We start from the raw sequence: 12,871 nt of genomic DNA on the forward strand, positions 1-12,871 counted from the left end.
AATGGGATCTTTATTACAAGTTTTTAGAGCAGTAGCTTCTGCAATGATTGGGGTGGGAAAAAAGAAACATTTAGCGCAAGATTTTGAGTCTACGGAGAAGACTGGCCCTTGGCCTTACGTTATTGTTGGAATTATTATGACAGCACTTTTTATTGGAACTATTCTATTTGCAGTTAGGCTTGTATTACCTTAGATTTTCGATAATTATATCAATTGCCTTTGCCATTTCTATAGGCTCATGAGGACTTGTCAAAAGAGCTGTGAGCTTTAATTCTGGGTTGAAAAGTAAGTAGCTGCTTGTATGGTCAATGTCATAGTGATCACCATGATCATGATTGCTATGATCTTCCAGCGCTAATTTTTGTGACTCAACTACTTCATGATAAACCCCTAACGAGCTGCTAATTGACATTAGCTCATCTTGATGAGCGGTCAAACCTAAAAAGGTAGGATTAAAGGTGCCTGCAAACTGATCAAGCTTACCAATATCACGCATAGGGTCTACTGATATAAAAACAACTTGAAGTTTCTTTTGATTTTCCATCAACTGGTATGTCAGATTGATCTTTGAAAGGTCTATTGGGCAAACCTCTGGACATGATGTGTAGCCAAAATATAATAGCACCCATTTTCCTTGAGACACATCTGATAAGTGCGTCGCTATTGACCCATCATTAATAAAGTTTAGCTTCTCCGAAACAGACTTTGCCTCAGGATATAGAGATGCTGCAGGGGCAACAGATTTTTTGAGATCCTGCATATTTGGCTTACCACCACCATAAAAAAAAGTAGCTATAGCTGCAATTGTGACTACAAAAAGTAAAGATATTTGGGCAGTTTTGTTCATATTATTAGGCAGTATTTTGATTAAACATTCTATGTGCGAGGCTTATTAGGCTTAATAAAAGAAAAAGAGCAACTGCGTTGTGCATTACTGCAGCAAACATTGGTAGTGACATGACTACATTTATAATACCAAGTGCAACCTGAACACCTAAAAGAGCCAGAACTATGACAATGTTTTTCTGAAAAGCCAGGTAGTTTTTTAGGGCAAAAGATAAAGCTATTATCGCTGCAGTAACAACTAGCGCACCAACTCTATGTACCATCTGAATGGCGGTTCTAGTTTGATTTTCCAAAATTCCAAACTCATAATCAACTCCAAGCTCACCCCAATAATAGGCATTTTTAAAGTCCATGTCTTCAGGCCACATCTCACCCAAACAAGTAGGAAAATATTCACCACAAGAAAGTGCTGCATAGTTAGTACTTGTCCAGCCGCCCAGAAATATTTGGAATATCAGTAAAGCGGTTACTATGATGAGCATTAATTTATGGCGTTTTAAAACAGGCTGCCTAATTTTTGGTTGTGGACGCTGATTCAAAAAAAGCCAAAATAACAAAGTGGTTGTTGAGAAGCCCCCAAACAAATGCATGGTAACTATTCCAGGGTGAACCTGCTCGGTAACAGTCCACATTCCAAGCGCGCCTTGAAAGCCAACCAGTAAAAGTAAAGCTGTGGGAAGCTTAATAGATTGCTCTCTTTCGGTTTTACGAAATACTGCCAGTAAAAATATAACAAGGATTGAAAATCCTAGTATTGAGGCGGCGTACCTATGAACCATTTCTTTCCATGCTTTAGCAACATCAAGGGGCCTTTCATATTCACTCGAAATAACATCTGGAACTAATAACTCGCCATAACATCCTGGCCAATCTGGGCAGCCAAGCCCTGCATCTGCAAGTCGAGTATAGGCCCCAAGAATGACAACTATAAGAGCTAAGATTAAGGAAATATTAATGGTTTTATTGAACATAGTCGGTAATTAGTTTAGTCAGAGAGATATTTTAATTGAAGCAAGTTAAATTTTGAAAAATTACGTTAATTATTTTTTATTTCTTGATAATATATATGGGTGTTGATTGCATTTTCAATCTTTTGGTCTTTCTTTTTTAAAGCTAGGGTGGCAAGCGAAAAAAGTTCAACCAATATTGAGAATAAAGGTGAATTTTTACTTGGTAAAAAGACGATAAACAGGTATCATTTGATTGCATTTTTTATTTGACAATTGAAATTGCATATTTAAGAGCTATATATCTAATTAATAATATAGCTATACAAAGATTTAATTCGGAGATTCTATGAAATTATTGTTTAAACTTACCGGCGCATTTACTGCACTTTTGAGCTCCAAGTCTGTCTTGGCAGAGTACACATTCAATATGACCAAAGGCGTTACAGATATTAGTAACGATATTTGGGGCCTTCACATGATGGTATTTTGGGTTTGTGTCGGTATTGGTGTTGTTGTTTTTGGTGCAATGTTTTATTCAATTATTGCGCACAGAAAGTCAAAAGGAGCTAAGGCTTCTAACTTTCATGAGAGCACGACAGTAGAGTTTTTATGGACAGGAATACCAGTTTTGATTCTAATCGCAATGGCTATACCAGCTTCAAAGACACTTATTGACATTGAGGTTCTGGATAAGGCTGATATGACTATAAAGGTAACTGGCGTAAGGTGGAAGTGGCAATATGACTATCCTGAAGAGGGCATAAGCTTTGCTTCTAATCTCGCACAATCGTCTATGGATGTTATCAAGGGAACTCCTGAAGAGCGTGAAGCTGTTCATAAAGACGGCGGCTACCTTCGCGACGTTGATAAGCGTTTAGTCGTTCCTGTAGATACAACAATTCGTTTTTTGATTACATCAAATGATGTAATTCATAACTGGTGGGTTCCAGCGTTTGGCCTTAAGCAAGATGCAAACCCAGGATTTATAAATGATGCATGGGCAAAACCCAACATAATTGGAACTTATAGAGGCCAGTGCGCTGAGCTGTGCGGAAAAGGCCATGGATTTATGCCTATTGTTGTTGATGTTGTCTCTAAAGCTGACTACGCTGAGTGGGTTGAAAGTATGCAGGCTGAAAAAGTTGCTGAACTTGCAAGCGCTACTCAAGTTTGGACTGAGGCAGATCTTGTTGCTAAGGGAGAAACTGTATACAACGCAAACTGTTCGGGCTGCCATCAAAAAGACGGCACCGGTATTCCTGGTGTCTTTCCTGCAATGATTGGGTCAGAGGTAGCCAATGGCCCAGCAGCATACCAACTTAATCTAGTTATAAATGGAGTGGTCGGAAGAATGCCTTCATTTAAGGCGCTAAGTGATTCTGACATAGCTGCAGTAATAACATACGAAAGAAGATCTTTTGGTAATAATGGATCAGTTGTTCAACCTTCAGATGTTACATCTGCACGTTAATTTAAGGAGAAATATATGAGCTCAACTACAACGGCAGCATACGATGATCACGGTCATGGCCCTGAAAAAGGACTTCTAAGATGGGTTAAAACAACCAATCATAAAGATATTGGAACACTATATATGTGGTTTGCATTTGCAATGCTTCTTATAGGCGGTTCACTTGCAATGGGAATTCGAGCAGAGCTTTTACAGCCTGGCTTGCAATTATTTGAACCACAGTTTTATAATCAGCTGACTACAATGCATGGTTTAATTATGGTTTTTGGAGCGATTATGCCGGCCTTTGTTGGTTTGGCAAACTGGCTTATTCCTTTAATGGTAGGAGCGCCGGATATGGCTCTGCCAAGAATGAATAATTGGAGTTTTTGGATCTTGCCGTTTGCAGGAGCAATTCTTTTGAGTACGTTCTTTATGGAGGGTGGAGCGCCTGCTTTTGGCTGGACTTTTTACGCACCACTTTCAACCACGTTTGCTCCAGACTCAACTGACTTCTTCATTTTTGCAATTCACTTGCTAGGATTTTCTTCAATTATGGGAGCGATTAACATTATTGCTACGGTTCTTAATATGAAGGCCCCAGAAATGCGATTAATGGACATGCCACTTTTTGTATGGACATGGTTAATCACATCGTTTTTGTTAATTGGAGCAATGCCAGTTTTAGCAGGAGCTGTTACGATGATGCTGACGGATCGAAACTTTGGCACAGCTTTTTTTGATGCGGCGGGCGGCGGTGATCCAGTAATGTTCCAGCATATTTTTTGGTTCTTTGGTCATCCAGAGGTCTATATTATGATTTTGCCAGCCTTTGGTATCATCTCTCATATTATTCCAACTTTTGCTAGGAAGCCTCTCTTTGGTTACTCTTCAATGGTTTATGCAACGGCATCGATTGCATTTTTGTCATACATAGTATGGGCTCACCATATGTTCTTAACGGGAATGCCTGTGGCAGGTGAGCTTTACTTTATGTACGCAACAATGTTAATTGCAGTCCCTACTGGAGTAAAAGTTTTTAACTGGGTTGCAACGATGTGGAAGGGCTCTTTGAGTTTTGAAACCCCAATGCTTTGGGCGCTTGCGTTTGTATTTTTATTTACGATTGGTGGTTTTTCTGGACTAATGCTTGGCATCGCTCCAGCCGATATTCAGTACCACGACACTTATTTTGTAGTTGCTCATTTTCATTATGTTCTTGTAACTGGAGCCCTATGGGGAATCATTGCAGCAGTATTTTATTGGCTTCCTAAGTGGACAGGAAAGATGTACAACGAGCCTCTTGCTAAATTTCATTTCTGGTGGGCGCTTATCTCGGTTAACGTAACGTTCTTCCCACAACACTTCTTGGGACTTGCTGGAATGCCGCGTCGTATTCCTGACTACTCACTTCAGTTTGCTGACTTTAACTTTATCTCTTCAATTGGTGCATTTTCTTTTGGACTGTCATTCTTATTGCTTACTTACATTGTTGTAAATTGCATCCGTAATGGTAAGCCAGCAGACGCAAGACCTTGGGAAAGCGCTAAAGGCCTAGAGTGGACTTTAGCATCACCAATTGCTTATCATACGTTTGACGTTCCGCCAACAAGAGCAGAAATTTTGGCAGAGTCTCAGAGTAATTAATGGCAGATAAAAAAAACAATAGAGGTGTTGGTATAACTGCATTGATAGTTGCTGGTGTTGCAATAGGGCTATATGCACTAACCATTGCCCTTAACTCCTGACGTGGAAAGAAAAAAAATTACGAAAAGTTTTTGGATAAAGCTAGTTTCCGTTCCAATCTTGATGTTCTTTTTTGCCTACGCGATGGTGCCTTTATATGATGTGCTGTGCGACATAACAGGTTTTAATGGAAAGACTGGTAGAGTAGAAACAGAAAAGCAGTATCAAGTAAATGAAGAGAGATTGGTGAGTGTTAGTTTTTTTGCGGCAACGACTCCTGGCTTCCCAGTTCAGTTTGCGCCGAAAGTAAGCTCGATGGAAGTCATACCTGGAAAGTTTTATACTACCAGCTACATTGCTAAAAATACGACTGATGAAATAATTTATGGTCAAGCAATTCCAAGTGTTGCGCCTACAGATGCGGCTCTTCACTTTAAAAAGCTAGAGTGTTTTTGTTTTGTAAAGCAGGCGTTTCAACCTAATGAAGAAGTCGAAATGACGCTTCGATTTGTAATTGAGCCTGAAATGGATCAGTGGATCAAAGATGTTAGTTTGTCCTATAATTTTTATAAGTTAGATAGTTAAGAAAGGGGAAGAAAAATGAGTAACGAAAAATATTATGTACCTCATGGCACCTACTGGCCGATTATTGGATCAATTGGTGTTTCAACTTTATTTGTAGGGTTTGCGAACCAAATGCATGATGTAAGTTGGGGCTGGCCTGTGATGGTTTTGGGTTTTGCAATAATTGCATTTATGTTATTTGGATGGATTGGAACAGTTGTCAGTGAGAGTATTGGCGGACTCTACAATTCACAAGTTGATAAATCTTTTCGATGGGGAATGAGTTGGTTTATCTTTTCTGAGGTAATGTTTTTTGCAGCCTTCTTTGGTGCTCTTTTATACGCAAGAGTTTTGAGTGTGCCCTGGCTTGGTGGCGAGTACAACAATATTTATACGCCAGAGTTGTGGGAAGGCTTTAAATCAGCTTGGCCTCTTATTACTACTCCTGGGGAGGTAGGTCAGAATGGTGTTGCTTTTTCTACTAACTTTAAACTAGTAGATACTTGGGGACTTCCAGCGCTAAATACGGGACTTCTTTTAACTTCAGGTGTCACTTTAACTTATGCTCATCACGCTTTAAGAGCTGGCCATAGAAATGCATTGATGGCTTGGATGCTAGCAACAATTGCGCTAGGGGTTGTGTTCCTGGGCTTCCAAATTACTGAGTATGGACATGCCTACCACGATGGATTAAAGCTAACTTCTGGAATTTATGGATCAACGTTTTACTTGCTGACAGGATTCCATGGTTTCCACGTAACCATTGGTGTGATTATGCTGACAGTAATTCTTTATCGTATTCAAAAAGGACACTTCAATTTGGAGAATCATTTCGCCTTTGAAGGCGTTGCTTGGTATTGGCATTTTGTTGACGTAGTCTGGCTAGGGCTATTCATATTCGTATACTGGATATAATTACGAATATATGGTTTTGTAAAAGGCCCCTTCGTTGGGGTCTTTTTTTTCAATTAACGTAGGAAAACTATGGATTATTTTGTAATAGCTATAATTGTATTAATATTTTTCTTTTTAGGCGCCGCTGTTATTGGCTTACTTAAAGGTGGCAGAGAAGGTTCTGACAAAATGTTTAAAGCGCTAAGAATGAGGATTATTCTTTCAGTTTTCTTGTTTGTCTTTTTACTATTTGCTAATTATATTGGATGGATAGAGCCTAATAACTTTAACCTGCTGCCAACCCAATAATGAGCTTACGTTTTATTCTTCCTTCGATTCTAATAACTGCGACCTTTGCATTTTTAGTATCACTCGGTTTTTGGCAGCTGGAACGTGCCGATGACAAACGCAGTATCGAGGCCTCAATAAAGCAGGCGAATACTGGCAGCGTTGAACTTATCAAGAAAGAAGAAGGCCTTCAAAGCAAAGAGTATTATGAGGTTCGACTTCAGGGAAAGTACTTAAGTGATAAGCAGTTTATCTATGACAATCAAATTGTTGACCAAGTTTCAGGCTATTATGTTCTAACTCCTTATGCCTTAGAAGGCCAGTCAAAAGCTATCTTAATTAATCGAGGCTTTATTCCATGGAACGGGCGTAGAGATAAATTAGCAGATATAGTTATTGGACAAGAGACTAGAGAAATAAAGGTACAGATCTCAAAACCAATTAAGAGAATGGAGCTCAAGCTAAGTGAAGTTGGTATTCAATTTCCAGTCCTAATCCAATCGATCGACCTACAAGATATGGCTGATAGAGCCAAGATTGATTTTTCAAGTGTCATTGGCTTGTTAGATGCGTCTGCCTCTAATGGTTTCATTAGAAAATGGGAGCCTTACACTGGAAGTATTGAAAAGCATATAGGGTATGCTGTTCAATGGTTTTTGATGGCCCTTGTTCTTGCAATAATAGGAATTCGTATTGCGATAAAGCAGCGCAAAAAATAATCAAATTTTGATGGTATAAAACATTCTTTAAATAAAAAAGCTTACTGTATAATTTCCCACTAAGCCGAAGTAGCACAGTTGGTAGTGCAACTGATTTGTAATCAGTAGGTCGCCAGTTCGAGTCCGGCCTTCGGCACCAATAAGTAAGTATTAAGCGGTCTAAATGACCGCTTTTTTATTGTTAATTTTTTACTCGTTCTCGTAAAATGAATTTTTGTACTTTTCCAGTTGAGGTTTTTGGAATGGCCTCAAAAATAAATTTACGTGGTAATTTAAATGAAGCCATGTTGTCACGGCACCATTGACCAAGTTCCTCTTCTGAGGCTTTCTTGTTTTTGTTAAGTTCTATAAATGCGCAAGGGGACTCGCCCCATTTTTCATGAGGCATTGCTACAACTGCTGCTGCATTAACAGCAGGGTGCTTATGTAATACCTCTTCTATTTCAATGGAGGATATATTTTCACCGCCAGAGATAATAATGTCCTTTGAGCGGTCCTTAAGCTGAATGTAGCCATCATTATGAATGACTGCTAAGTCACCTGAGTGAAACCATCCGCCTGCAAATGATTCTTCAGACGCCTTTTTATTTTTTAAATAACCCTTCATGACTACATTGCCCCTAAACATTACTTCACCAATAGTCTTTCCGTCATGAGGAACAGGTTTCATGGTTTTTGGATTAACAACATCAAGAGATTCTAGTGGCAGATAACGAACGCCTTGACGGGCTTTTAGTGAAGCTTGTTTTTCCTTATTAAGGTTATTCCATTCTTGGTGCCATTCATTAACAACTGCAGGGCCATAGGTTTCAGAGAGGCCATATAGATGAGTGACATTAAAGCCCGATAAGTTCATTTCAGTAAGTGTTTTCTCAGGAGGAGGTGCTGCAGCGGTAAAGAACTCAACTCTGTTTTCAAGCAAACGCCTTTTACTATTTTCTAGTGAAAGAATTGTTGACATAACAACTGGAGCCCCACATAAGTGAGTCACTTTGTAATCGGACAAGGCGTCCCAAATCGGTTCAGGTTTGACGTGTCTTAAACAAACATGTGTTCCAATTATTGCAGACATTGTCCAAGGAAAGCACCAGCCGTTGCAGTGGAACATAGGCAGCGTCCAAAGATAGACTGCGTGTTTATTAATTGAGGCAATGAGCGCATTGCCTTGAGCTAATAGGTAAGCGCCGCGATGATGAGAAACAACACCTTTCGGGTTTCCTGTAGTTCCAGAGGTATAATTTAGTGATATTGCATCCCACTCATCTTCGGGCATAAGCCAATCAAACCCGGAGTCTCCACCAGATAAAAAAGACTCGTATTCAACCGCTCCACTTAGGGAGTCACTTATTGGAAATTCACTGTCACTGTAGTCAATTAAAATCGGATTTACCTTAGATAGTTCTAATGCAGATCGAATGGCGCTAATAAACTCACGATCTACAATCAGCACTTTAGTATTAGCATGATCAATTTGGTAGGCAATTGTTGCGGCATCAAGTCGCGTATTTATACTATGTAAAACAGCTCCACACATTGGAACGCCATAATGCGACTCAAGCATTGCAGGAGTATTTGCAAGAATTACTGATACAGTATCACCGTGATTAACCCCTTTTTTTGAAAGTGCAGATGCAAGCTGACAAGAGCGCTGATAGAACTCACTATAGCTTCGCTTTATGGACCCATGAATTATTGCTGTGTAGTCTGGAAATACTGACGCCGCTCTTTCAAGAAAAGTAATTGGCGTTAGAGGCTGATAGTTAGCTGGATTTCGATCTAAATCAGTGTTGTAAGGATTGCCCATAATCGTTATGACTATTCATCTTGCCATTTAGGCTGACGTTTTTCTAAAAATGCATTAATGCCCTCTTTTGCATCAAGTGTCAGCATATTATCGACCATTACTTTTGATGCATAATCGTAAGCATCAGAAATAGACATATCTTTCTGATTGTAGAAAGCTTGCTTGCCAGTTTTTAAAGTCATACTTGATTTTGAGGCAATCACTTCAGCAAGCTCCATAGCGCCTTTAGTTAAATTTTTATCATTTACAACGCGATTGATAAGGCCAATGCTCTCTGCTTTATTTGCATCCACCATTTCTCCAGTTAATAGCATTTCCATCGCTGCTTTGTTGGATATGTTTCTAGATAGCGCGACCATAGGAGTTGAGCAAAAAAGACCAATATTGACGCCTGGCGTAATATATCGTGAGGATTCTCCGCCAACAGCTAGGTCACAACATGCGACAAGCTGGCAGCCAGCTGCAGTTGCCACTCCAGCAACCTCAGCAATGATTGGCTTAGGATGATTGACAATTAGCTGCATGAGGGCAGAGCAGGATGAAAAAACTTTTGTGAAGTATTCGAGCCCATCATCATCATCACTTCTTCCAGCAGACATTTGTTTTAAGTCATGACCAGAGCAAAATGCAGGGCCGTTAGCAGCAATTATTATTACTCTGGTCTTTCCATCTTTTGAGGCGTGATTAAGAGACAGAGTCATTGCAGCCATCATCTCTTCAGACAAAGCATTTCTTCGTTTGGCATCGTTTAGTGTTAAGCGAAAGACGCCATTATCAGTAAATTCTTCAAGCAGTATTGATTCGATAGGACTTTCCTTGTTGCTCATAAAATAAGCCTTATATTAGCATATACGCTTTAAATTTTTTTAAATGTTTATGTTAACTTCTACGCCAGAGTCTAGAGTATTTGCAATGAAGCAATATCTGTGAGCTCTGTCGTGCATCTTTTCTAATTCTTCATGACTAACTTCAAAACCATGGTCAAAGGATACTTTTGGATGCAGGTCTATTTTATTTACAATCATTTGCTTCTTATCATTCTTGCCTAGGTGTGCAATTGCTTGATCTTCGTAGGATAATACAGGCCACTTTGTTTTTGCTGAAAGAGCTAAAAAAGTCATCATATGACAGCTGCTTAATGAGGCAGCTAGAGCTTGTTCAGGATTGGTGTTTTCAGCTGAGCCACCCCAGTCAGGAGCAGTGTCACCCTTAACCATGTAATGATCATTGTATGAAACTTCATGTTCACTAGAAAATTTTCCAGGAGAGAGTTCTTCTTCTTTTCTCTTCCAGTTAAGTTTGATAGATAGTTCAGACATAAACTTTCTCCTAAATAATTTTGATCGGTTTAAGACGCTGAAGTAATTTTTTTCTTAGGGTCATAGAATGGTTTTTGCACAACCTTAATAGGATGATTTCCCTCTGATGTTCGAGTTTCTGCAACCATATCTATAGCCGAATAGTCAACATCTATAATAGCAAGTGCAATATTTTTGTCAAGCCTAGGCGAGTAAACTGCTGACGTTATGTAGCCAACCTCACTTGAATCTATAAAAATTGGCCAGTAGCTGGTATTAGGATGCTGAAGAGGTGGGCATGAGATTTCTACACCAACTTGTCTTCGCTTAACTCCCTCAGACTGAATTTTTTTAAGTGCATCTTTTCCAATAAAGTCTGCATCCATTTCAAGGTCAACGAGTCGACCTAATCCAAGCTCAAATGGATTTACAGTGGAGTCCATATCTGCCTGGTAAGAAAGCATACCTCCCTCAATTCTTCTTATTGTTGAAGTATGTCCGGGAACCAGCCCCATTGGTTTGCCAATTTCCATGATGTGGTCCCAGAGTTCATTTCCTCGAGAGCCATCACGTAGGTATATTTCATAACCTAACTCACTTGACCAGCCTGTTCTGGAAATGATTAATGGGATCCCATTCAGCTCAAACTCTTCTAGCCAGTAATATTTAAGGCTATCTATTCTTTCACCAAAGATTGCTTTTGCAATATCGCCTGACTTAGGACCTTGAAGCTGAAGCGGCGAAACATCAGGCTCACCTAAATTAACATCTAGGCCAGAGTTGACAGCGACACCTTTAGCCCACATCAAAATATCGCTATCAGCTAAAGATAGCCAGAAGTGATTTTCATCAAGCCTTAAGAGTATGGGATCATTTAATACGCCACCATTTTCATCAGTAATAAGTACATACTTGCACTGCCCAACAGCGCATTCAGAAAGGTTTCGAGGTGTAAGTAACTGTACAAATTTGGCAGCATCTGGGCCCGTTATTTCAACTTGACGCTCAACTGCTACATCACAAAGAATGGCCTCATTCACTAGATTCCAGAAGTTTTGTACTGGATTACCAAAGTCTCTAGGGATGTACATATGATTGTAGACTGAAAATCCCTGTGCTCCCCAGCGCACTGTTGCATCAAAATATGGAGACTTCCTCACCTGGGTTCCAAAACTAAATTCTTTTTTCATAGACACTAATTTGCATTAAATAAAAGCGAAATAATACACATTTTTCAATGTGTTGCAGATGTTTTTATTGCGCTTTTTGGCTACGTTATAAAGTTTGTTTCTCGAGTCAGTTCCGAAAGAATTTCGGGTCCCTCAGATCTTAGGATTACAATCTCTTCAAGTCTAACCCCAAATCTGCCTTGAAGGTAAATTCCTGGCTCAACTGAGAACACCATTCCTTCATCAAGAATTACTTCGGATGTTGCAGTTATATAAGGTGGCTCGTGAATGTCAATACCAAGCCCATGACCTAAGCGGTGAACAAAGAATTCCCCATAACCTGCTTCAGTAATGACATCCCTTGCAGCAGCGTCAACTTCTTTTGCCATCACGCCTGGTTTCGCAACTGCCATAGCTGCTTGCACTGCACGCTCTACAATCGCATGAACTTTAAGATAATCTTTTGGTGGTTCTCCCACTACCGACATGCGTGTCATGTCACTTGGGAAGGTTCCTTTTCGACCACCGATATCAATCAATACTACGTCACCATTTTCTACTTTTCTGTTTCCAGTATGATGATGCGGGAAAGCACCATTTGGGCCAGATCCAACAATGCAAAATTGAGGTTTAGCGCCTTCTGAGATAAAGTGTTTATTTATTGCTTCACCAATTTCAAGCTCAGTCACACCTTCTTTAATTGCTGCAAAACCAGCTTTCATTGCTCGATCATCGATTAGCGCATTCTCTTTAAGATTAGAGTACTCATCATTATCTTTGCGCATCCTAAGTACGCCGATAGTAGAATTAGTAAACTCATAGGTCGGTTTTGGTAAGGCGTCGATAAGTATTAAAGCAAAGTGAGAGCGCATTGCTTCATCTATAGCAATATGTTTTGCATTTGATGAGCCGGTATAAGAGAGAGCCTCATCTAGTGCTTCTTCGGGACCGTTTTCATCTTTCCAACTAAACATTTTAATATCAGAGCGCTTCATTGCATCCTCTGCATTCACTGACGGCATAAGAAAGGCATCATTTTCCAATCCCATCAACAACATACAAGGTCTTTCATCAGGAGAGGGGTTGAAGCCTAACAACCATTTCATATGGGTGCCAGGACCAAGGGCAATTAAATCAACATTGTTATCCTTCATGCGAGTGCGCACAGAGTTTATTTTTTGTTGCATAAGCTTTTCTAGTAAA

The 12,871-nt window shown here is 39.7% G+C and carries 14 protein-coding genes and 1 tRNA gene; 8 read left to right on the top strand and 7 right to left on the bottom strand.

Going from position 1 to position 12,871, the window contains the following annotated elements:
• Nucleotide 1 precedes the first annotated feature (1 nt).
• A complete protein-coding gene (locus ABXT69_RS00150) occupies nt 2-193 on the top strand; it encodes a DUF2970 domain-containing protein (RefSeq protein WP_271537166.1) in 192 nt (63 codons plus the stop codon).
• On the opposite strand, the gene ABXT69_RS00155 is transcribed toward ABXT69_RS00150, so the two are convergent.
• Together ABXT69_RS00155 and ABXT69_RS00160 are read right to left on the bottom strand one after the other, a co-directional pair.
• A complete protein-coding gene (locus ABXT69_RS00155; protein WP_416678101.1) occupies nt 185-847 on the bottom strand; it encodes an SCO family protein in 663 nt (220 codons plus the stop codon). The genes ABXT69_RS00150 and ABXT69_RS00155 overlap by 9 nt on opposite strands.
• A gap of 4 nt (nt 848-851) precedes the next feature.
• On the bottom strand, nt 852-1,817 hold the full coding sequence (locus tag ABXT69_RS00160) for a COX15/CtaA family protein (RefSeq protein WP_416678102.1): 966 nt from the start codon (nt 1,815-1,817) through the stop codon (nt 852-854).
• 325 nt (nt 1,818-2,142) lie between these two features.
• Here ABXT69_RS00160 and coxB point away from each other — a divergent pair, with 325 nt between their 5' ends.
• The 7 genes from coxB (at nt 2,143) to ABXT69_RS00195 (ending at nt 7,536) form a co-directional block, all read left to right on the top strand.
• Nucleotides 2,143-3,267 (top strand): cytochrome c oxidase subunit II, encoded by a 1,125-nt coding sequence (gene coxB / locus ABXT69_RS00165; RefSeq protein ID WP_271558683.1) that lies wholly within the window; start codon nt 2,143-2,145, stop codon nt 3,265-3,267.
• Nucleotides 3,268-3,282: 15 nt separating this feature from the next.
• Entirely contained in the window at nt 3,283-4,893 is a 1,611-nt protein-coding gene (gene ctaD, locus ABXT69_RS00170; RefSeq protein ID WP_416678104.1) for a cytochrome c oxidase subunit I, read from the top strand.
• A 102-nt stretch (nt 4,894-4,995) separates the two neighbouring features.
• Nucleotides 4,996-5,517 (top strand): cytochrome c oxidase assembly protein, encoded by a 522-nt coding sequence (locus ABXT69_RS00175; protein ID WP_416678107.1) that lies wholly within the window; start codon nt 4,996-4,998, stop codon nt 5,515-5,517.
• 15 nt (nt 5,518-5,532) lie between these two features.
• Complete coding sequence (locus tag ABXT69_RS00180) at nt 5,533-6,411, top strand: cytochrome c oxidase subunit 3 (RefSeq protein ID WP_271556690.1); 879 nt, start codon at nt 5,533-5,535, stop codon at nt 6,409-6,411.
• Nucleotides 6,412-6,480: 69 nt separating this feature from the next.
• On the top strand, nt 6,481-6,699 hold the full coding sequence (locus ABXT69_RS00185) for a DUF2909 domain-containing protein (protein WP_271537156.1): 219 nt from the start codon (nt 6,481-6,483) through the stop codon (nt 6,697-6,699).
• Nucleotides 6,699-7,397 (top strand): SURF1 family protein, encoded by a 699-nt coding sequence (locus ABXT69_RS00190; RefSeq protein ID WP_416678108.1) that lies wholly within the window; start codon nt 6,699-6,701, stop codon nt 7,395-7,397. Before ABXT69_RS00185 ends, ABXT69_RS00190 begins: the two co-directional genes overlap by 1 nt.
• 63 nt (nt 7,398-7,460) lie before the next feature.
• Nucleotides 7,461-7,536 (top strand) — tRNA-Thr (locus ABXT69_RS00195).
• Nucleotides 7,537-7,578: 42 nt separating this feature from the next.
• On the opposite strand, the gene ABXT69_RS00200 is transcribed toward ABXT69_RS00195, so the two are convergent.
• From ABXT69_RS00200 to ABXT69_RS00220, 5 genes are all read right to left on the bottom strand, one after another.
• Nucleotides 7,579-9,201 carry an acyl-CoA synthetase gene (locus ABXT69_RS00200; RefSeq protein ID WP_416678111.1) on the bottom strand — a complete coding sequence of 541 codons (1,623 nt, stop codon included), beginning with the start codon at nt 9,199-9,201 and terminating at the stop codon, nt 7,579-7,581.
• An 11-nt stretch (nt 9,202-9,212) separates the two neighbouring features.
• Entirely contained in the window at nt 9,213-10,028 is an 816-nt protein-coding gene (locus ABXT69_RS00205) for an enoyl-CoA hydratase (protein WP_416678114.1), read from the bottom strand.
• A 39-nt stretch (nt 10,029-10,067) separates the two neighbouring features.
• Nucleotides 10,068-10,520 carry an OsmC family protein gene (locus tag ABXT69_RS00210; protein ID WP_416678115.1) on the bottom strand — a complete coding sequence of 151 codons (453 nt, stop codon included), beginning with the start codon at nt 10,518-10,520 and terminating at the stop codon, nt 10,068-10,070.
• A 29-nt stretch (nt 10,521-10,549) separates the two neighbouring features.
• The gene (locus tag ABXT69_RS00215) at nt 10,550-11,689 is read right to left on the bottom strand and encodes a glycine cleavage T C-terminal barrel domain-containing protein (RefSeq protein ID WP_416678118.1); all 1,140 of its coding nucleotides are present in this window, start codon (nt 11,687-11,689) and stop codon (nt 10,550-10,552) included.
• 80 nt (nt 11,690-11,769) lie between these two features.
• Nucleotides 11,770-12,855 carry a M24 family metallopeptidase gene (locus ABXT69_RS00220; RefSeq protein ID WP_416678120.1) on the bottom strand — a complete coding sequence of 362 codons (1,086 nt, stop codon included), beginning with the start codon at nt 12,853-12,855 and terminating at the stop codon, nt 11,770-11,772.
• Nucleotides 12,856-12,871 lie beyond the last annotated feature (16 nt).

The sequence above is a fragment of the Candidatus Pseudothioglobus sp. Uisw_016 genome, assembly GCF_048087635.1.
Classification (GTDB): Bacteria; Pseudomonadota; Gammaproteobacteria; order PS1; family Pseudothioglobaceae; genus Pseudothioglobus.